Source organism: Microbulbifer hydrolyticus (assembly GCF_009931115.1).
In the GTDB taxonomy this organism is placed as follows: Bacteria; Pseudomonadota; Gammaproteobacteria; order Pseudomonadales; family Cellvibrionaceae; genus Microbulbifer; species Microbulbifer hydrolyticus.
In genome coordinates, this window is record NZ_CP047491.1 from 3353597 (window position 1) to 3374883 (window position 21287).

Genomic DNA, 21287 nt, shown 5'->3' on the forward strand with positions numbered 1-21287 from the left:
AGGGGCGTATTCTTCGAATGGAATAATTCGGGCAGTTACACAAAGCGGGCCCTGAGGCCCGCTTTGCATTCGGTGTGATGATGTTCACCGCCAGACAGGGACTTCGGTCAGTGGCCGTTAACCGGGCCACCCACCGTGCTGTCGCCGTCTTTGGATTTTTCATCGGCTTCCGGCACTTCGTCTGCGGGGCCGCCACCGGTGTAGTCGTTATCGTGCCAGTCTTTGGGCGGGCGCACCTTGCGGCGGGCCATCAGGTCGTCCACCTGCTCGGCATCCAGGGTCTCGTATTCCATCAGCGCGTCTTTCATCGCCTCCAGAATATCCCGGTTTTCTTCCAGCAGCTTGTTGGCGCGCTCGTAACAGCTATCGATGATGCGGCGCACTTCCTCGTCAATCTCGTTGGAGGTTTTGCCGGAGATCGGGTTGCCGTGGCCGGGCTGGCCGGTCTCGTCTTCACCGTAGTGCAGCGGGCCGAGTTTTTCCGACAGGCCCCACTTGGTGACCATGTTGCGGGCGATATCGGTGGCGCGCTCGATGTCGTTGGAGGCACCGGTGGTCACACCATCTGCACCCAGGGTCATCTCTTCGGCGATACGGCCGCCGAACAGGGAGCACAGCTGGGATTCCAGCGCGCGCTTGGACAGGCTGTACTTGTCTTCTTCCGGCAGGAACTGGGTGACACCCAGCGCGCGGCCGCGGGGAATGATGGTGACCTTGTGCACCGGGTCGTGCTCCGGCACCAGGCGGCCGATGATGGCATGGCCGGCTTCGTGGTACGCGGTGTTGGTCTTTTCCTTCTCGTTCATCACCATGGACTTGCGCTCGGCACCCATCATGATCTTGTCGCGGGCGCGCTCGAACTCGTCCATGGTCACCATGCGGCGGTTGGCACGGGCGGCAAACAGTGCGGCCTCGTTCACCAGGTTGGCGAGGTCGGCACCGGAGAAGCCTGGGGTGCCGCGGGCAATGGTCTGCGGGTCCACGCGCTCGTCCAGCGGCACTTTGCGCATGTGTACTTTCAGGATCTGCTCGCGACCGCGGATATCCGGCAGGCCGACAAATACCTGGCGGTCGAAACGGCCGGGGCGCAGCAGCGCGTTGTCCAGCACGTCCGGGCGGTTGGTGGCGGCGATGACGATCACGCCCTCGTTGCCTTCAAAACCGTCCATTTCTACCAGCAGCTGGTTCAGGGTCTGTTCGCGCTCATCGTGACCGCCGCCCACACCGGCACCGCGGTGACGACCGACAGCGTCGATCTCATCGATAAAGATGATGCATGGGGCCTGCTTCTTGGCCTGCTCGAACATATCGCGCACGCGGGAAGCACCCACGCCGACAAACATTTCCACGAAGTCAGAACCGGAAATCGAGAAGAACGGCACCTTGGCTTCACCGGCAATGGCCTTGGCCAGCAGGGTTTTACCGGTACCGGGAGGGCCCGCCATCAGCACGCCGCGGGGGATGGACCCGCCAAGGCGCTGGAACTTGGACGGGTCGCGCAGGAACTCCACCAGTTCCTGCACGTCTTCCTTGGCTTCATCCACGCCCGCCACATCGGCGAAAGTGGTTTTGATCTGGTCTTCGCCTAAAAGACGCGCCTTGCTCTTGCCGAAGGCCATGGGGCCGGAACGGCCACCGGCGCCGCCCTGCATCTGGCGCATGAAGAACATGAACACGGCAATGATGATCAGGATCGGGAAGCTCGCCACCAGCAGCTGCTGCCAGATGCTGGGAGACTCCGGCTCGCGGCCGTTGAACTGGACGCCACTGCGCACCAGCTCGTTGGTGAGCTCGTCGTCGATGATCTGGGGCTGAATGGTCTTGAAACGGCTGCCGTCCGCCTTTTCACCGGTGATGACCAGGCCATCCACCAGTGCTTTCTTCACCTGGCCGGACTGCACGTCCTGCACGAACTCGGAATAGCTGACGGACTCATCCCGGGATTGCGGCTTGAAGTTCTGGAAGACCATCAGCAGCACCGCAGCGATGATCAGCCACAACACCAGATTCTTTGCCATATCGTTCAAAGGGTTTGCCCTCTTGCCATTGCCTTAGCAGGTAATTCCATTCCACCCAGTATAGGCGGCGAAAATCGTAAATCTGTCGCCCCGGTCATCCCGGCCCCGATGGGGGCGCAAAGCGGGGCCATTCGGCACTTCTGCCGACTCACTTTTACCACAATGGGGCACTTGACCCAAATAGGGAACAGTGGGTAATTCGGGGCCTGTCTCAGCCCTTGAAGCCGCGCGCCACTACGTAGACTTCACGCGAGCGGGGACGGGATGCACCGGGTTTGCGGGTAACTACGGTCTGGTATTGACTGCGCAGGTCGCGGATCAGTTCATCAAAACCTTCGCCCTGAAACACTTTGGCGACAAAAGCACCGCCGGGTTTCAGGACCTGCCTCGCCATATCCACTGCCAGCTCTACCAGATACATGGAAGCTGGCTGATCCACAGCGCGCACTCCACTCATATTGGGGGCCATATCGGAAATCACAAGGTCGGCGCGTTCTTCACCGAGCTTTTCCAGCAACTCGTTAAAGACTTCCTCCTCGGTGAAGTCGCCCTGCACGAATTCCACACCCGCCAGCGCATCCATCTCGAGGATATCCGATGCAAGGACCCGGCCCTTGTGGCCCACCAGCTCCGCCGCCACCTGGGACCAGCCACCGGGCGCGGCGCCAAGGTCCACCACCGTCATACCCGGCTTGATCAGGCGGTCCTTCTGCTGCAGCTCCTGCAGTTTGTAAGACGCGCGCGAGCGGTAGCCCTCTTTCTGGGACTGCTTGACGTACTGGTCATTGAAATGTTCACGCAGCCAGCGGTGGCTGCTCTTTGATCGGCCCATCAGTTACAATACATCGCTGAAATCCGGGAGTACCTGCAGGCTAGCCTTACAGATAACCGGGATTGGGGTTGATAGAGGCGGGCAAACGCAACGCTGCTGCTGACCACATTTTCATATGACAGCGGGCACTGCACCTATCAATAGTGATGCACTGTCTGCCCACATCGGCAGCCTCTGCCGTGTTTAAGGATGGAGTATTGTATGCCTTTAACCGCCGACCGCAAAAAAGCCTTGCGCACACTGGGTCACAACCTCAAACCTGTAGTGACTGTAGCCGACAAAGGATTGACCGAGGGTGTCGCCGAAGAGCTTAACCGCGCCCTTAACGATCACGAGCTGATCAAGGTCAAGCTGGCGGTCAACGATCGCGACGCACGCCGCGAGCTGATTGCCGAGCTGTGCCAGCAGAGTGGCGCCGAACTGGTGCAGGAAATCGGCAAGATCGCGCTGATCTTCCGCAAGGCGGACAAGCCCAACGCGCGCCTGTCCAACCTCCTGCGCCCCTGACGCCCCTGCCGGGCCGGACACCTGATCCGGCCCTACACCCTCGTTATTCCAGCGGCTCCGTCACTCTGAAGCCGCCAGAACCCGTAGACGAAATCAGTATTTGAGCGCCAGATGCTTGGGATCCGGGGTACGCAGGCGCTCGCTCAGCGGGTGTTCGCGCTTGCGCAGTTCCGCCAGCACCAGCTGCGCCACTTCACGCGCGCCCATGTGGTTCAAGTGGGTATCGTCGCGCACGCCCACCGGGTAGTTCGGGTGCATGCCCGGCGCAATATGCATAAAACGCAGGGCGGAATCGCGCTCCCCCATGGCCTGGAAGTATTCCCGGGTCACCACTTCCATATCGATAAATTCGACTTTTTCACTGCTCGCTACTTCGCGCACCAGCGGTGCATACGGGTGGGTGTGCTCAATGGTGTTTTCACCATCGAAGTAGCGACGGGTAATCGGCGACATCAGGATCGGCTCGGCACCGGCCTCGCGCACGTCGCTGATAAAGCGTGACAGGTTCGCCTTGTACTGCTCCGGGGTGGTGTAGCGGTCTTTCTTGCTTTCGGACTCGTCGTTGTGGCCAAACTGGATGATGACGTAATCATCTTTCTTCAGCTCGTCCATGATGCCCTTCCAGCGCCCCTCCTCGATAAAAGTGCGGGTGCTGCGGCCATTCATGGCCCGGTTTTCCACCTTGATGCCATCTTCAAAGAACACCGCGAAGGGGACACCCCAGCCGGTTTCCGGGTAGTCCTTGACCTCCTTGATGGCCATGGTGGAGTCACCGGCCATGAAAATCGTGGTTTCGTTATCTGCAGCGACTGCGCCACCGGCGACAGCGAGGGCGCTCGCGGCCGCCCAGTGTTTCAGGAACCTCATAACATCCCTCGTCATCGTTGGTGGATTACTGTTGATTGAATCCAGCGTTGCTCTCGTGAATCTTTTGTACCCGGTAATCAGAAGCGCGTCGGCGGGATAAAGCTGCGCGGGCGCTCATTGGGCATGGGGACCGTCTGGCTGGGCAGCGGCGCAGCAAAACGCAGCAAGCCGGACTCGCCGACACAGGCCGGGCTCAGGTTGTCTCCCCAGCCCTCACCGGCGCACAACGCCACCGGCGTGAGGTTTTGCAGGTGCGCATTCGCATCCGCCCAGGCTTCCGGCAGCAGCCCCTGTACCGCGGTGCTGGCGCGCGCACGAATGCGCTCGCTACCAATGCGGCCACGCACGCCCTGGTAGACCTGGTAATCGTTCGCCGAGGTGGGGTTGAAGGGCTTGTTGGTTACCGCAATGTCGCGCTCGATGCCGTAGCGAAGGCTCATCATGGTCTCCTCGAACAACATCGCGGTGTCTTCCCACGGCGTGGTGTAGCTGTAGAAGTCGCTGGCAGTATCCGGGAAGAAGAACTCGGAAATATCCCGCGGGGTATATGCGATCTGCTGTGCGGTGGCCTCTTGACCGCGGTAACGTACATCCGCCAGAGCATACAGCTCCTGCGACATCAGCCCGTTCACGGCGCTCACGGATTCGTTAACCACGGCTCCGCTTGCCACCTGGTTGAAGAAAATGTCCTCGCTATCCAGTCCGCCGTTAATTTTCGCCGGAGACAGGGCGTCGTTGGCATGCGCCAGCTCGTGATACATCAGCGAGCCCAGGTCCGCTTCCAGCTCACTGAACAGGCGCGTGTAACGGTCCGCGGCATAGTAGTTGCTGAACGCGTAGCGGTTACCTTTGACGTAGCGCCAAGGCGTTACGAAATTGAGCGAAGAGCCAAACCCGCTGCGGTAGTCCGGCTGCTCGTTGATGACATCGCGCTCTCGCGGGGTCAGCCACAGGCTGTCCGGATCCAGGTAAATGGCGCCGGTAAGCTGCCAGTAAAAAGACGGACGCACATCGCTGGAAATCACCACGGCGGTAGTCGCGCGCAGTAGCCGGGCAAAATCGCCATGCGGGTCCAGCTCGCTGAGGAAACGCTCGAACCGCTCCCCCATCCAGTCGTGAGAAACCAGCACGTGGTCCATGACCTGGTCAACGGTGGGGTCGCTGCTGTACATGCCGATCACCGGCAGCTCACCCAGGGTGCACAGGTTTTCATCGGTGAGCTGGTTGGAGTAGACGCAGTCCGCGAGGTTATCCCGGTACGGACTGTCGGCACGGTAGCTGTACACATTATTCAGCGGTGCACTTTTCGCGCAGTAGTCGCCATCACCATCACAGAAATATTCGCTGGTTACTTCCGGCCGATCCTGCACCACCACGTAGGCAATATCGGAAAAGGACCCGGCAGTGGTATTCAAGGTCGCCTGGAACGTCAGCACCTGGTCACCGGTCACTCTGGGGGCGGTGACAAACAGTACCGGCTGGCCGGAGTCATCCTCCGTCAGCGAGGCCTGCGGACCAGACAACTGTTCGAAATTCCAGGAGTTGACCGTGCCACTGTACTGGCTGGCATTGAGGCGCAGGGAGAACTGGGCCCCCTCACTCACCGCGCGGTCCGCGCGCAGCTGCACACTGGCGTCGGAACTTATGCTGTTCACCGCTATATCGAACGTTTCCACCTGCTGCTCGCCATCCGGTTTGCTGGCGGTGAGCTGGAAGCGGTAACTGCCGGCGAATACCGCATCAAAACTGATGCCGGCAGTGCCATTGCCCGCAAGTGGCTCCACATCCGGCCCGGCCAGCTGTTCCCACTGAAAGCGGTTGTAGCCCTGCTCCGACAGGCTCGCGACGATGCCCACGGAATCGCCACTTTCCGCGGTGCTGTCACCGCTCAGGGTGAGCACTCCCGGTGCCGGGGTAATCGGCGGCGTGCCGCCATTATTTCCCCCATTACCCGACCCTCCGCCATCGCCGCCACCGCAGGCGGTCAGTACAGAGAGTGCAAGGATGCTCAGGGGAGCCTGAAGGTAGCGCAGTACGCGCGAGGAATTTCGGGTGCGGAGTATTCGGGATATGGCGGTCATGCTTGGATCTTTTTTATAGTTGATTGTGCTTATTCGTACTTTGGCGCCATAGGTTACCACCGGCCTGACCAATGGGCGAGAGTCTGGCTCGGTGGATTCCAACTGCCTCCCGCAGCGGCCGGCATAAAAAAAGCGGCCACCTTGCGGGGCCGCTTTTTGACTGTTTTTCAGTCAAATCCGCCTGAAAAATCAGACCGGAGTCAGCTTGCCGAGAACGCTCTGCAGGCTGTCTTTGGCATCGCCGAACAGCATGCGCGAGTTCTCTTTATAGAACAGCGGGTTGGCTACGCCGGCGTAACCGGAAGCCATGGAGCGCTTCAGCACCACCACTTTGCCGGCCTTCCACACTTCCAGTACTGGCATACCGGCGATGGGGGATCCGGGCTTCTCAACCGCATCCGGGTTGACGGTGTCGTTGGCACCGATCACCAGCACCAGGTCGGTTTCCGGGAAATCGTCATTGATCTCTTCCATCTCCAGCACGATGTCGTAGGGCACGTTGGCTTCCGCCAGCAGTACGTTCATGTGCCCGGGCAGACGGCCCGCGACCGGGTGGATACCGAAGCGCACAGTCTTGCCGGCCTTGCGCAGCTTGTCGGTGAGGTCGCTCACGGCCTGCTGGGCGTGGGCCACGGCCATGCCGAAGCCCGGCACGATGACAATGTTCTTGGCCGCTTTCAGGTCGTCCGCCAGCTCGTCGTGGGTGGTGGCTACCGCTTCACCTTCTTCTTCCCCATCAGAGCTGGCCACGGTGCCGTCGGAACCGAAGCCACCCAGGATCACGCTGATAAAGGAACGGTTCATGCCGCGACACATGATGTAGCTGAGGATGGCACCGGAAGAGCCTACCAGGGCGCCGATCACGATCAGCAGGTCGTTGCTGAGCATGAAGCCGGTGGCCGCCGCGGCCCAGCCGGAGTAGCTGTTCAGCATTGAGATCACTACCGGCATGTCGGCACCGCCGATCGCGGCGATCAGGTGGATACCCAGCAGCAGCGCGATACCGGTCATCACCAGCAGGTTGATGATGGTGGCATTGCTCACGTCAGCGGGGATGAACTGGGCACCCAGTACCACACAGATCACCAGCGCGATCAGGTTCAGCCAGTGGCGCGCCGGCAACATCAGCGGCTTGCCGGAGATCAGGCCCTGCAGCTTGCCGAAGGCAACGATGGAACCGGTCAGGGTGATGGCACCAATGAATACGCCAATATAGATCTCGGAGTTGTGCACGATGTGCGCCGCACCTTCGAGGTTGATCCGCGGATCCAGGTAGCCGCCCCAGCCGATCAGCACTGCGGCGAGACCGACAAAGCTGTGCAGCAGGGCAACCAGCTGCGGCATGGCGGTCATTTCGACCTTGCGCGCCAGATGGAGGCCAATCACGGCGCCCACACCCATGGCGATGCCAACGGGCAGGTAGGCGCCAGAGGTGATACCGGCCACGGTGGCGATGATGGCAACCGCCATACCGACCATGCCGTAGTAGTTGCCGCGGCGTGCGGTCTCATGGGTGGACAGTCCGCCGAGGCTCAGGATGAACATCACCGCGGAGAACAGATAAGCCATGGAAATTACACTATTCATGTCTCTTTCTCCTTAGCGACGGAACATTTTGAGCATGCGGTGGGTAACGAAGAACCCACCGAAGATATTGATGCTGGCAAACAGCACCGCGATAAACGCCATGATGGTGACGATGAAGGAACCGGTGGCCCCCACTTGCAACAGCGCACCAATAATCACGATGCCGGAAATGGCGTTGGTCACACTCATCAGCGGGGTGTGCAGGGCGTGGGATACATTCCAGATCACCTGCCAGCCGATAAAGATGGACAGTACAAACACAGTGAAGTGGGCGACGAAGTCCGCCGGAGCGGATTTGCCCAGCGCCAGCAGCAGCGCACCGGCCACGGCCCAGAAGGCCACCAGCGACAGCGGGGAGGTCTTTTTCTCCGGCTTCGGCTCCACTTCAATCTGCGGCTCGGTTTTTTTCTGCGGCGGTGCGGCAGAGATTTTCGGCGCGGGCGGCGGCCAGGTAATTTCACCTTCCTTCACCACGGTGGCACCGCGGATCGCCTCGTCTTCGAAATTGATGTCGATCTCGCCATTCTTTTCCGGTGTCATGTCGGTGAGCAGATGACACAGGTTGGTGGCATACAGCGTGGAAGACTGGGTGGCCGCGCGGCTCGCCAGGTTGGTGTAACCGAGGATGGTTACGCCACTCTTCACTACTTTCTGGTCGGCTTCGGTAAAGTCACAGTTGCCGCCCATTTCCGCCGCCAGGTCCACAACCACGGAACCGTCGGCCATAGTTTCCACCATGTCCGCCAGCCACAATTTCGGCGCCGGTTTGCCGGGAATGAGTGCGGTGGTGATGACGATGTCCACTTCTTTGGCCTGTTCGCGGAACAGGGCCATTTCAGCGTCGATAAATTCTTTCGACATCTGCTTGGCGTAACCGCCAGTACCGGAGCCGTCTTCCTCGATTTCCACGGTGAGGAATTCCGCCCCCATGGACTCCACCTGCTCGCGTACTTCCGGGCGGGTGTCGAAGGCACGCACGATGGCACCCATGCTCTTCGCGGTACCGATGGCCGACAGGCCCGCGACACCGGCGCCGATCACCAGCACCTTGGCCGGGGGAATCTTGCCCGCGGCGGTGATCTGGCCGGTAAAGAAACGGCCAAACTCGTGGGCTGCCTCGATCACCGCGCGGTAGCCGGCGATATTGGCCATGGAGCTGAGCGCGTCCATTTTCTGTGCGCGGGAAATACGTGGAATGGATTCCACCGCCAGCGCGTTGATGTTTTTGTCCGCCAGCTTCTTCAGCAGCGCTTCGTTCTGCGCGGGCTTGAGGAAGGCCACCAGGGTGGCGCCGCTGGGGATCAGATCCAGTTCAGCGTCGTTGGGCTGCTGTACTTTGAGTACGATGCCCGCCTGACTCAGGCACTCCGCTGCGTTGGCACACAGTTTGGCACCGGCCTGCTCGTATTCCGCGTCGGGGAAGCTCGCTGCTTCACCGGCCCCCTTCTCGATGACAACGTCAAAGCCCAGCGACTGCAAACGCTTTACGCTGGCTGGCGATGCCGCGACCCGCGCCTCACCCGGCGCGGTCTCCTTTGGTATGGCAATAATCACCGTTTGTGCTCCCGTTTTATAAATTGTCGTTGTTATAAAGCTCAGCAATTGAGCTGCCCGATTTAATGGGCGATTTGTGTACCGCTGATATTTAATCCCGAATAACGTATCCCGTCATTAGAGTGCGCTTACTTTGGCGCGAAAGCGAGCGCTTCCGGGAAAAATAATTTCTCCCGGAAAAATTAAATCCGTTTCGGTAGGACGATGCATTAAAGAGAATAAATATGGCTAACGGAAATAGAGGATTCTTATTACTCGTTTAGTGGTTTTCTATCAGAAATAATGGAAATCGCTTAAAAAACAGCAGAATTAGTTACTCGAGTAACAAAAAATACCGCCTTACACATGACTTTAATGACAAAACAATAAAACAGATGTCGAACAAGCGCAAAAACGGGAAATAAAAAATACCCCCGAAAATATCGATTCCCGTTCATATAAGAGAATATTTAATTAAGTATTCCAAATAGTTTCCTAATTGAGACTGGGGATAATAACGCTTTGATATGGTAATAATTCAGCATTGGAATAGGTAACAATTAAAACCATTTATGATGACAAATTTAATTGGATTTAATTGAAACCTTTTCTGCTGAAACCGGTTATTTTACGCGCCATTTTCGATGCGCCCGCCAATACCAATCAGCGAACACCCGGCGAAGATGTTTTTGCCGCCAGAAACCCCAGCCCTTCCAGTTTTTTCTGCACTGGCTCCGACTGCAAATACTGCAGCAGGCGGATGGCCAGAGCCCGCTCGCGGGTTTGCCGCAAAATAACCATCTGCTGGTGAATGGGGGGGTGGAAATGAGACGGGATACGCATGAACTGGCCCTGGCTGCCGGTGGCAAGTGCCTGCCCGTAGGGAATAAGGCCCATGTCCCCCTGCCCCTGGTGCAACAGGATCTGGGCGTGGCCCGCGTGGCCGGCGTACACCACCCGCCCACGCAGCCGCGGCCACAATCGCAGCTTTTTCAGCATGCGCACCGCCGCATCCCCGTCCGGGGCCAACTGGGGGTCCGCTACCACCACTTTGTGCTTGCCACGCCCCAATAACAGGATCAACTGTCGCGGTGTGAGCGTGGAGTCGGTACGCGCGAGGTTCGCCGCGAGTACCGAGAACCCGGAAGATTTGTCCGTGGATATCTGCCGGCTAACCCACAACGCCAGCTGCCCGCGCGCGTAAGTCTGGCGGCTCGCCGGCACCGTCAGCCCGGCCTTTTCGAGCAACACCGGGCGCGCGCTATCCGCGGAGAGAAAAAGGTCGAAGGGCTCGCCGGCACGAATCCGGCTATACAGCAGGCCGCTGGCACCGGCGGTGATTTTGAGCCGGCAGCCACATTCGCTTTCGAATCCTTCCCGTAGCGCCTCCACCGCCGGCTGGAAAGCGGCATCAACCGCCAGCCTCAGCTCCGGGGGCTGGCGCTGGCCGCAGCCGCCATGTAGCAGCAGCAATGCGCAAACCAGTAATCCTGCCAATAGACCTGTTAGTCGCCGCGTTGCCATGGACACCTACCTCTCTGTCCCGGGAATCCTGATTCATCCCCCCTGTACCCCGAGACCGTTAACCGTCCGGCTACAACGCCAGGCGCCGAAAGTCCTCCGGCCGGTTCACGTTCAGGTGCCAGTCGCCGTCCGGTACCGGCAACTGCAAGCAGCCGAGGTAGCCAAACAGCGCGCGCATGGAGGCAATGGCATTGCCTGTTGCCGCCGCGTCGAGGTATTTCCTGCAGCGGCCATCCAGGGGCAGCCAACAGGGCAGGTAAAAATCGCCGATACACACCGCCTGTTCCACCGTCTGCCCGGCCACACACAGCTGCCGCAACAGCGCGGGGCTCAACAGCGGCATATCCACCGGCACCACCAGTAAGGCATCGCACGGCAGCTCCCACTGGTCCAGGTGCCCGGCAACCGCATGCAAGCCGCCCAGCGGCCCCGCTGAGGGAACCCGGTCCGGGACGCCGCCCGGTCGCGCACCACTGACCAGCGTTGGCATCAGTTCAACGCCCTCGGGCGGACTGAGTACATCAAACACGCTTTTGGCCTGCTCCAATAACGTGCGCCCATTGGATAATTTTAGCAGTGCCTTGTCTTTTCCCATGCGACTGGACTGTCCGCCGGCCAACACCACCGGACACACGCGCTTGAGGCCCGCCGCATCGCGCCCCTGTCCACTGGATAACTCGGTATTTGCTGTCATCTGATTACATCGTTCCTGTACCGCATCGAGTACAACTGAATGAGATGGATACCCTGTGATGCCCTATCTTGTCACACATGAATGGAGCCATCCCAGTGAATCGCACCACTACGGCGCACCCAGTTACCCTGCCTGCACCTGCAGCGTGCAGGCATCCACCGGGATACGGCCACCATTTCCGGGCATACCAGCTTATGTAGCAGCCTCGCAAAGCCCCCGAGTACTTGGTACGAGTTTTGATTGTCCAATGCCATCGGCAAAGAAGCCTGGTCGCACCATCCGTGCCGCCGGGCTTTTTTTATGCCCACGAAAAATACCCGGGAGCACGTCATGCTTTCAAGTTCGAGGCGAGCACCGCTTCACCGCTGCTTCTGGCATCAAGCTTGCAGCGACCTTTCTTAAATTATATAGCGATCGCAATAGCCTGGATTACGGCAACGGACCGGGCCCAGTCGCGACCTGTGCCATAACAAAAATATCGGGCCGCTCGCCAGATCTGACCCACACCCTGCTGACAACTATCAGCAGAGGCATGAATAAGTTCTGGCTGCAGTCCGAAGTGAAGTTCTAAAGAGCGATGACGACGACACCCATCAGTATCCTGCTGGTCGATGACCAGCCAGAGCGCGCCGCCATGGTAGCCGGGCAGTTAACCGCCGCCGGCTACAATCTACTGGCACAACTCTCCAGCGCCGAAGGCCTGCTCTTCCAGGTCGAAAGACACCGGCCCGATATCGTATTGATCGATATTGAATCTCCCGACCGCGACATTCTCGAGAGCCTCGCGGTCATCAACCAGCATAACCCGACGCCTGTCGCCATGTTCTCCGCGCGCGGCGGAGCCGACTTCATCACCAGCGCGGTGGAAGCCGGGGTCAGCGCCTATATGGCAGAGGGGCTTTCCGCAGACCGGGTCGCCCCAGCGATCGAGATTGCCATGGCCCAGTTCCGCAGTTACCAGCATCTGCGCCAGTCCCTGGAGCGCACCCAGCAACAGCTGGATGAACGCAAGGTGATCGAGCGGGCTAAAGGATTGCTGATGGCCCGTAAAAACATCAGTGAACAGGCCGCCCACCAGACGCTGCGCACCCTGGCCATGAACAGTAACTCGACCATGCGCAATGTGGCCGAACAGATCGTCACACACCTGCAATCGCCAGTGAAATAACGCCTCAACCTTGATTGAGTGCGGCCCGATAAATTGAAGAATTCGAGAGTATTACCGTGAGCAGCCTGCAAGCAGAAAAGCCCAATCTTAAACTCCTGTACCTGCGCCTGACCGACAGCGCCCCGCTGATCATTGCCCATGAACTGGGGTACTTCGAGCGCTACGGCCTGAACGTGAGCCTTCAGCGTGAGACCTCCTGGGCCACCCTGCGCGACAAGCTGATCGGCGGCGCCGCCGATGCCGCAGCAATACTCGCTCCCATGCCGCTCACCCTGAACCAGACACTGCCCAACTGTGACGAGTCCCTGCTCAGCGGGCTGATTCTCAGTTGCAATGGCAACGCCATTACGCTCTCACGCACTCTGTACGAGTCTCTGGGAATCAACGACAGCGATGCTTCCGGCCAGTTGCCTGACATTGGCGCGGCACTCAAGTCACATATCAGAGCCCACGGCGACAACGAATTACCGCTGACCTTTGCCAGCGTGTACCCCTTTGCCAGCCATACCCTGCAACTGCGCCACTGGCTGACCAGTGCAGGCATCAATCCGGATACGGATGTACGCCTGGTCGTACTGCCACCGGAGCAGATGGTGGATCACCTGCGCCGGGGAGACATCGACGGCTACTGTGTGGGCGAACCCTGGAACACCCTGGCGGTGCAACAAGGCATCGGCGTGATTGCCACCCCCAGCAATGCGCTGATGCCGGCCATGCCGGAAAAAGTGCTGGCAGTAACCCGCAGCTGGCACGAAGCCAACCCGGCCACCCACCTGGCACTGCGCGCCGCGCTACTGGATGCCTGTGGCTGGCTCAGCGACCGCAGCCAGCGCCAGGATGCCATTTCGATTCTGGCGCGCCCGGAATACCTGGATTTGCCAGAAGCAACCATTGCCGCATCGCTCAACGATGAACTGATCACGGCGGATGGACAGCCGCCAATCAAGAATCCGGGCTGGCACCTGTTCGCGCACCCACAGTCGGAACACGGCCGCCCCACTGAGAAAAAAGCCCGCGAGTTGCTGACGCTGTGCAATGAAATCGCCCCCACCGACTGCGCCGCGGCGGATGTATTCTGCTCTGACCTGTACCAGCAGACCCTGGACTTTATCCGCCACAAGACCCTGCAGCAGACCCACACCGCCTAGCCCGTATTGAAACAGCGCCGCCGGTCGCACCCGGCGCGCGACAGAGGTGCATCCGTTGCACCGTGGTGCACAGAAAACCCCAAAACAGGGCGCAACAGAAACCGGTTGCGGCCCGGTTGGTGCCTGGCAAAGGGGGGATACCCCCCGAAATGCGTCGGTTTCCCCCTTTTTGCCCCAATAGTTTCCTGCGGCTTGCACCATATTCTCGCCGGCGCCCGGATATGGCACAGAACTTGAATAACTATTTAGTGAGCAGATGGTGTGCCGGTATCGCAGGCATACCCGGAAACGCACGATCGCAGAGACTCGAGCCACCGTTGGCACCAGTTACTCCGGGCCAGCTTTTTCGGCCGCGCTCTGAACTGCAACAAACATCGTTCGGACATCGAAGTCCACCGGCTACAGCCTGACTGTGCCCGTGGGCTTTTTTTATGTCTGTAATTCGGGCTGCGTAACGCACCCGAAAATGCATTTCCTCATCCTGAAATTCGCGAGCCAAAACAAACGGAATTCGACAATGTCCAGTGAGTCCTTAAACCTGTTTTCCTTCAAGGGAAAAATCCGGGTGCTGCACCTGACCTGGATCGCTTTCTTTATTACCTTTTTTGCCTGGTTTAACCACGCACCGCTGTTAATGGCGATTGCGGACAGCCTGTCGCTCACCTCCGAGCAGGTGAAGACCCTGTTGATCCTGAACGTGGCGCTGACCATTCCAGCGCGCGTGATCATTGGCATGCTGACCGACAAATACGGTCCACGCCTGACCTACTCCCTGCTGCTGGCCGTTGGCAGTATTCCATGCTTCATTTTCGCCCTGGCCGACAGCTTTATGGCGGCGGCGATTGGTCGCTTCCTTCTCGGCTTTATTGGCGCCGGCTTTGTAATCGGTATCCGCATGGTGTCCGAGTGGTTTCCGGCCAGGCAGCTGGGTACCGCGGAAGGAATTTACGGTGGCTGGGGCAACTTCGGCTCCGCGGCCGGCGCCATGACCCTGCCGACCATTGCCCTGTTGTTTGGCGGTGAAGATGGCTGGCGCTATGCCATCGGGATCACCGGCATCATCGCACTGGTGTACAGCGTGATCTACTACCGCTCGGTAACCGACACACCCAAAGGTGGTACCTATTTCAAGCCGAAAAAAATTGGCGGAATGGAAGTTTCCAGTCCATCTGACTTTGTCCTACTGCTGATCATGAAAGTGCCGATGTACGCGGCACTGGCACTGCTGACCTGGAAGCTGTCGCCAGCCGGAGTGGGCATGCTGGCAATGCCGGTAGCCATTGCCATTTATCTGTCGCTGACGGTGCTGTACATCTTCGACGCAAAAAAATGCTACGACATCAATAAAGAAATTTTCGTCAAACTTCCGGATCCCATCCACCGCTACAAGTTCAAACAGGTAGCGGTGCTTAATATTCTGTACTTTGCCACTTTCGGTTCCGAACTTGCGGTGATTTCCATGCTGCCGCTGTTTTTCTCGGAGACATTTACCCTGGACCCGGTGAAGGCCGGCCTGCTGGCTTCCGCTTACGCATTCATGAACCTGATGTCTCGCCCCGCTGGCGGGTTGATCAGTGATCGCTTCGGACGCAAAAGCACACTGCTGATCCTGACCGCAGGCCTGGCACTGGGTTATCTGACCATGAGCATGATCGATGCGGAGTGGCCGCTGTATCTGGCCGTCGCTGCGGCAATGGCGTGCTCCTTCTTTGTGCAGTCTGGTGAGGGCGCGGTGTTTGCGGTGGTACCGCTGATCAAGCGCCGCCTTACCGGACAGATCGCGGGTATGACCGGTGCATACGGTAATGTCGGTGCCGTTTTTTACCTGACCGTACTCAGCATGGTGTCCTATGAGACCTTCTTCCTGGTGATTGCCTGCACCGCGTGCCTGGGCTTCGTCACCTTGCTGTTCTTGGAAGAACCGGAAGGCCAGATGGCCGAGGTAATGCCGGACGGTAGTGTTTCGCTGATCGATGTGGCCTGATTTTTGTTAAGGAGTATCCTTTGAGATCGTTTCGAAGTACCGGCACGGGATACTCTTCAGCATTGGGCAAACTATTTTGAACTACACCTGCGAAACCACAGAAGTGTCAGACTCCGACCATCGGGCGTCCAACTCGGAGAGCCTGGAGTTCGCCACCGCCACCGAATGCGGCAAGCGCGACTATAACGATGATGCTGTCGCAGTGTACCGGGCGTCCGGCAACGAATTGCGTTACCGCGGCTCACTGGCGGCGATTGCCGATGGCGTGGGCAGCGCAGAGGCCGGCGGCGCGGCAGCGCGTGCGGCGGTTAGCGGGTTTATTTCCGACTACTACAGCACGCCGGATTCCTGGTCGGTAAAGCAGGCGGCGGCGCGGGTGTTACAGGCTCTGAACAGCTGGCTGTACCGGCAGAGCGGCGGCGCAGATGAGGTACAACGCGGCTGGCTGACAACCTTTTCGGCGGTGGTGCTGAAAGGCTCCACTGCGCACCTGATTCATATCGGGGATTCACGAATCTATCGTCTGCGCGCAGGTAAACTGGAATGCCTGACCCGGGACCACAGCCGTGCGCTCGGGCCGGGACGGACCTTTCTGAGCCGGGCGCTGGGAATGGATGCGCATGTTGAGGTGGATTACCGGCAGGAGCCACTGGAGGTCGGGGACCTTTTCTGTGTGACCACCGACGGCATTCACGATTGCCTGCCGAAAGTGCAGCTTACCGAAATTCTTTGCCAGCATGGGGTTGAAGCCTCGACACCACTGATTACCGCCGCAGTCGAGAACGGCAGTGGCGACAACCTCAGCCTGGCCCTGTGCCAGGTAAACGCGCTGGATGGACTGGAAACAGACGACTTGCTGCTCGCCACGAGCGAGCTACCCTTCCCTCCCCCCTTGCGCCCCGGCAACAAGATTGAAAACTACGAAGTCCTGCAGGAGCTGCACGCCAGCAGTCGTAGCTACCTGTATCTGGTGCGGGACATGGAGTCCGATCGCAACGGGGAAGGTGAAACACTGCGGGCATTGAAGGCGCCGTCGGAAAATTTTATCGACGACCCGGCCTATATCGAGCGTTTTATCGCTGAAGAATGGACCGGACGGCGGCTGGAGCACCCCGCCATTGTCAAGATTTTTCCCCCGCGCAAAGAGCGAAAGTTCCTCTACCATGTGATGGAGTATGTGGACGGCCAGAACCTGCGCCAGTGGATGCAGCTCAACCCGCAGCCACCGCTCGACCAGGTGCGCAACCTGGTGCAGCAACTGGTCAGCGCACTGCGCCGGCTACAGCGGCTGGAAATCGTGCACGGCGACCTGAAGCCGGAAAACATCATGGTAGACCGCAACGGCCGCCTGAAGCTGATCGACCTGGGCGGCGCCAATGCTGCGGGATTGCAGGAACTACTGCGTTACCAGGACAGCGCACCGCCGGGCAGCAAGAATTACTGCGCGCCGGAATATTTCATGGGAGACGCCGCCAGCCACCGCTCGGATATATTTTCCCTCGGCGTGATCGCCTATGAGCTACTCACCGGCCACTACCCTTACAAAGAGCGCTTTGGCAGTAGCCAATACCAGCTGAAAAACTACGCGAGCATGCGCTATATCAGCGCGCGCAAGTACCGGGATGACTTGCCGGAATGGATCGACGGCGCCCTGCGTCGCGCCTGTGCACCGGATCCCAGAAGTCGCTACCCCGCCCTGTCCGAACTGGTTCACGACCTGAGCACACCGAACAAAAAGTTCATCAACCAGAAAAAGCCGCCGCTGATGGAGCGCAATCCTCTGCTGTTCTGGCAGGTGGTCGCCGCTCTCGCGACACTCTCCCACTTTCTGTATTTCCTGTAAGCAGTGCCTGCGCTGAAATACACTGTGTTCCGGCCTCTGCTCTACCGGCACCCCGCACCATGCGCGTGCCAACTTGGGGCGCGCACCACGAAAGCGCACCAATTTGTCGCGCACCTGACTGCCAATTTATACCGCGTTTTCTCTAAAACCCGGTGAACATTGCGGTACCCCCAAGGGCCGGGCTCGAGCCACGAGTTGGCATAGAGATTGAATACCATTAGTCACAACCCGAAATTCTTTTAGCAAGGCAACGGCGCCTGACACTCTTCGACAGAAGAGGGGACGCCCGTGCAGCCTCCAGCTTCCCCGGCCCCCCCAGCGCTTTTCTTCTGTCGCGAACCTCAGGCACCAACACCTGGTACTAGACCTCGCAAAACACGGCAGAGATTATGGTTAAGCAAAAAATCGTCGTCATCGGCAACGGCATGGTGGGTCACCACTTCCTGGAACAACTGGCAAACCGTCCCGAACGGGAATTGTTCGACGTGCTGGTATTCTGTGCCGAGCCCCGCCCCGCCTACGACCGGGTACACCTCTCTGAATACTTTGGCGGCCGCACTGCGGACGACCTCGCCATGGGCAAGGTTGAGCAGTACCGTGAATGGGGTTACGACCTGCGCCTGAACGATGCCGCTGTGGGCATCGACCGCGAGGCCAAGGTGGTCACTTCTGCGAGCGGCGCCACCGAATCCTACGATCACCTGGTACTGGCTACCGGCTCCTATCCTTTTGTTCCGCCGATCCCCGGCCACCAGCACGAGAAGTGCTTTGTTTACCGTACCATCGAAGACCTCGACAAGATCCAGGCCGCAGCCAAAGACGGCAAGGTTGGCGTTGTGGTCGGTGGTGGCCTGCTCGGCCTGGAAGCAGCCAACGCTCTGAAGCAGTTGGGCCTCGACGCCCACGTGGTGGAATTCGCACCGGGCCTGATGTCCGTTCAGCTGGACGAAGGCGGCTCCAAGCTGCTGCGGGAAAAAATTGAAGAACTCGGCGTAACCGTACACACCAGCACCGCCACCGAGCTGATTGAAGAAGTCGACGGCGGCCGCCTGCGCATGAACTTCAAGGGCGACACTTCCCTGGATACCGACCTGATCGTGTTCTCCGCCGGTATCCGCCCGGAAGACAGCCTGGCGAAATCCGCCGGTATCGAACTGGGTGAGCGCGGCGGTATCGTGATCGACAATAACTGCCGTACATCCGACAAGAATATTTTCGCCATCGGCGAGTGTGCGCTGTTCAATAACTTCATCTTCGGCCTGGTAGCCCCCGGCTACACCATGGCACGCACAGCCGTATCCCTGTTGTGTGGTGAGGCAGCAGAATTCAACGGCGCCGACATGAGCACCAAGCTGAAACTGCTGGGTGTAGAGGTAGGCTCCATCGGCGATGCGCACGGCCGCGCGGAAGGCTCTGCGGCGATCACCTTTGTCGACGAACAGACCGGCGTTTACAAGCGCATGATCACCGACAGTGAAGGCAAGAAGCTGCGCGGTGCGGTGCTGGTAGGTGACACCGGTGACTACGACACCCTGCTGCAATATCACCTGAACGATATGGATCTTCCGGAACATCCGGAGCAACTGATCCTGCCGTCTCTGGATGGCGCAGCTCCGGCACTGGGCGCAAACGCGCTGCCAGATACCGCCACCATCTGTTCCTGCCACAACGTGAGCAAGGGCGATATCGTCGGCGCGGTTCAGGGCGGCTGCTGCTCGCTGGGTGATGTAAAGGATGCAACCAAAGCCTCCACCGGTTGTGGTGGCTGCGCGGCGCTGCTGAAAAATGTGGTGGATACCGAGCTGGCGGCACTGGGGGTCGAGGTTAACAACAACCTCTGTCCACACTTCCCTTACACCCGCCAGGAAATTTTCCACATGGTGCAGGTGGAAGAGATCAAGACCTTCGATGAGCTGCTGCACAAGCACGGCAGTGGCAAGGGCTGTGAAATCTGTAAACCGACCGCGGCTTCCATTTTTGCCTCCCTGTGGAACGAGCACATCCACAAGAAGCCGCACGTTGGCCTGCAGGACACCAACGATACCTTCATGGCCAATATGCAGAAAAACGGTACCTACTCCGTGGTTCCGCGTATCGCCGGCGGTGAAATTACCCCCGAGAAACTGATTGTGCTCGGCCAGGTGGCGAAGAAGTACGACCTGTACACCAAGATCACCGGCGGCCAGCGTATCGACCTGTTCGGTGCGCGCCTGGAAGAGCTGCCGGAGATCTGGCGCGAGCTGACCGACGCGGGCTTTGAGACCGGCCACGCCTACGGTAAGTCCCTGCGCACGGTCAAATCCTGCGTGGGCAGCACCTGGTGCCGCTTCGGGGTTCAGGACAGTGTTGGCATGGCGCTGACCGTCGAGAACCGCTACAAGGGCCTGCGCTCCCCGCACAAGATCAAGATGGCGGTTTCCGGCTGTACTCGTGAGTGCGCGGAAGCACAGAGCAAGGACATCGGTGTGATTGCCACCGAGAATGGCTGGAACCTGTATGTCTGCGGCAACGGCGGTATGCGCCCGCGCCATGCGGATCTGTTCGCCACCGACCTGGACGACGTAACGCTGATCAAATACATCGACCGCGTGCTGATGTTCTACGTGCGCACCGCGGACAAGCTGCAGCGGACGTCAGTCTGGCTGGAGAATCTGGAAGGCGGTCTGGATTACCTGCGCGAAGTGGTTATCGAGGACAAGCTGGGTATCTGCGAAGAACTCGAGCGCCAGATGGGCAATGTGGTCGGCACTTACCAGTGTGAGTGGAAAACCGCGATCAATGACCCGGAGATGCTGAAGCGCTTCCGTCAGTTCGTGAACACCGACGAGAAGGACGAGAAAATCGTGTTCGTGGAGGAGCGCAAACAGCGCCGCCCGGCCACCCAGGAAGAAATCGTCAAGATTGCCGAGCCGGCTTAAGTCTTAGAGAAGCCCGCTGGCGGTGGAGCACCGGGCGGGAGGTTTCAGGACCGCGGTGAACCCATCCCTGGGCGCTGCGGCGCAAACATCCTGTTTGCGACGCTCCTGAAACCTCCCGCCCGGCACTCCACCTTCGCATCTACCTTCAGTGGGTAGAGCGCTAGTAAAGAATTATTAATTTTTCACCACCCTTAATTGTGGAGAACCAGAATGAGCGAAGTTGCCATAACCCGCGCCGAGTGGCTGCAAGTCTGCAAGCGATCAGATCTTGTAGCCAATTCCGGAGTGTGCGCTCTTGTGGGCGATCGTCAGATTGCCCTGTTTTTTTTACCCGACCAGGAACCCCAGCTGTACGCCATCGATAACTGGGATCCTATTGCCAACGCCGGTGTGATCGGCCGCGGGCTTGTTGCCGAGATCGACGGTGAACTGACCGTGGCTTCGCCTCTGTACAAACAGCACTACCGCCTCACCGACGGCCAGTGCCTCGAGGAGGAGGAGATCAAACTCGCTTCCTTCGCGATCGCGTTTGAAGGCGACGATGTATTGATCCAGATCGATCAGTAAGCGCAACAAAAAACAC

16 protein-coding genes are annotated in these 21287 nt (G+C 59.1%); 8 read left to right on the forward strand and 8 right to left on the reverse strand.

What is annotated here, in order from left to right; translation table 11 throughout:
• Window positions 1-107: 107 nt before the first annotated feature.
• Both ftsH and rlmE read right to left on the reverse strand, forming a co-directional pair.
• Complete coding sequence (ftsH, locus tag GTQ55_RS14290; RefSeq protein WP_161860186.1) at window positions 108-2018, reverse strand: ATP-dependent zinc metalloprotease FtsH; 1911 nt, start codon at window positions 2016-2018, stop codon at window positions 108-110.
• 211 nt (window positions 2019-2229) lie between these two features.
• Window positions 2230-2850, reverse strand: coding sequence for a 23S rRNA (uridine(2552)-2'-O)-methyltransferase RlmE (rlmE, locus tag GTQ55_RS14295; protein ID WP_161859348.1), 621 nt, complete (start codon window positions 2848-2850; stop codon window positions 2230-2232).
• A gap of 201 nt (window positions 2851-3051) precedes the next feature.
• Between rlmE and GTQ55_RS14300 the strand changes: the two genes are divergently transcribed.
• Window positions 3052-3357, forward strand: coding sequence for a YhbY family RNA-binding protein (locus tag GTQ55_RS14300; RefSeq protein ID WP_161859349.1), 306 nt, complete (start codon window positions 3052-3054; stop codon window positions 3355-3357).
• A gap of 93 nt (window positions 3358-3450) precedes the next feature.
• Here GTQ55_RS14300 and GTQ55_RS14305 read toward each other — a convergent pair whose 3' ends face one another.
• The 6 genes from GTQ55_RS14305 to mobA all read right to left on the reverse strand — a co-directional run bounded on the left by GTQ55_RS14305 (window position 3451) and on the right by mobA (window position 11643).
• Window positions 3451-4224, reverse strand: coding sequence for a rhamnogalacturonan acetylesterase (locus GTQ55_RS14305; RefSeq protein WP_237567690.1), 774 nt, complete (start codon window positions 4222-4224; stop codon window positions 3451-3453).
• 77 nt (window positions 4225-4301) lie between these two features.
• Complete coding sequence (locus tag GTQ55_RS14310) at window positions 4302-6305, reverse strand: hypothetical protein (RefSeq protein WP_161859351.1); 2004 nt, start codon at window positions 6303-6305, stop codon at window positions 4302-4304.
• Window positions 6306-6494: 189 nt separating this feature from the next.
• The gene (gene pntB, locus GTQ55_RS14315) at window positions 6495-7892 is read right to left on the reverse strand and encodes a Re/Si-specific NAD(P)(+) transhydrogenase subunit beta (protein ID WP_161859352.1); all 1398 of its coding nucleotides are present in this window, start codon (window positions 7890-7892) and stop codon (window positions 6495-6497) included.
• A 12-nt stretch (window positions 7893-7904) separates the two neighbouring features.
• A complete protein-coding gene (locus GTQ55_RS14320) occupies window positions 7905-9446 on the reverse strand; it encodes a Re/Si-specific NAD(P)(+) transhydrogenase subunit alpha (RefSeq protein ID WP_161859353.1) in 1542 nt (513 codons plus the stop codon).
• Between the two features lie 642 nt (window positions 9447-10088).
• Entirely contained in the window at window positions 10089-10949 is an 861-nt protein-coding gene (modA, locus tag GTQ55_RS14325) for a molybdate ABC transporter substrate-binding protein (RefSeq protein ID WP_161859354.1), read from the reverse strand.
• Between the two features lie 70 nt (window positions 10950-11019).
• The gene (gene mobA / locus GTQ55_RS14330; protein WP_161859355.1) at window positions 11020-11643 is read right to left on the reverse strand and encodes a molybdenum cofactor guanylyltransferase; all 624 of its coding nucleotides are present in this window, start codon (window positions 11641-11643) and stop codon (window positions 11020-11022) included.
• Between the two features lie 247 nt (window positions 11644-11890).
• Here mobA and GTQ55_RS17985 point away from each other — a divergent pair, with 247 nt between their 5' ends.
• The 7 genes from GTQ55_RS17985 (at window position 11891) to nirD (ending at window position 21271) form a co-directional block, all read left to right on the forward strand.
• Window positions 11891-12214: a hypothetical protein gene (locus GTQ55_RS17985; protein WP_237567691.1), complete on the forward strand. Its 324-nt coding sequence runs from the start codon at window positions 11891-11893 to the stop codon at window positions 12212-12214.
• A 6-nt stretch (window positions 12215-12220) separates the two neighbouring features.
• Window positions 12221-12811, forward strand: coding sequence for an ANTAR domain-containing response regulator (locus GTQ55_RS14335; RefSeq protein WP_161859356.1), 591 nt, complete (start codon window positions 12221-12223; stop codon window positions 12809-12811).
• 56 nt (window positions 12812-12867) lie between these two features.
• A complete protein-coding gene (locus GTQ55_RS14340) occupies window positions 12868-13959 on the forward strand; it encodes a CmpA/NrtA family ABC transporter substrate-binding protein (protein ID WP_161859357.1) in 1092 nt (363 codons plus the stop codon).
• A gap of 517 nt (window positions 13960-14476) precedes the next feature.
• Entirely contained in the window at window positions 14477-15943 is a 1467-nt protein-coding gene (locus GTQ55_RS14345; RefSeq protein WP_161859358.1) for a NarK family nitrate/nitrite MFS transporter, read from the forward strand.
• 103 nt (window positions 15944-16046) lie between these two features.
• On the forward strand, window positions 16047-17786 hold the full coding sequence (locus GTQ55_RS14350) for a bifunctional protein-serine/threonine kinase/phosphatase (protein WP_237567692.1): 1740 nt from the start codon (window positions 16047-16049) through the stop codon (window positions 17784-17786).
• Window positions 17787-18175: 389 nt separating this feature from the next.
• Window positions 18176-20704: a nitrite reductase large subunit NirB gene (nirB, locus tag GTQ55_RS14355; RefSeq protein ID WP_161859360.1), complete on the forward strand. Its 2529-nt coding sequence runs from the start codon at window positions 18176-18178 to the stop codon at window positions 20702-20704.
• A gap of 210 nt (window positions 20705-20914) precedes the next feature.
• Window positions 20915-21271: a nitrite reductase small subunit NirD gene (gene nirD, locus GTQ55_RS14360; RefSeq protein WP_161859361.1), complete on the forward strand. Its 357-nt coding sequence runs from the start codon at window positions 20915-20917 to the stop codon at window positions 21269-21271.
• Window positions 21272-21287: the final 16 nt, after the last annotated feature.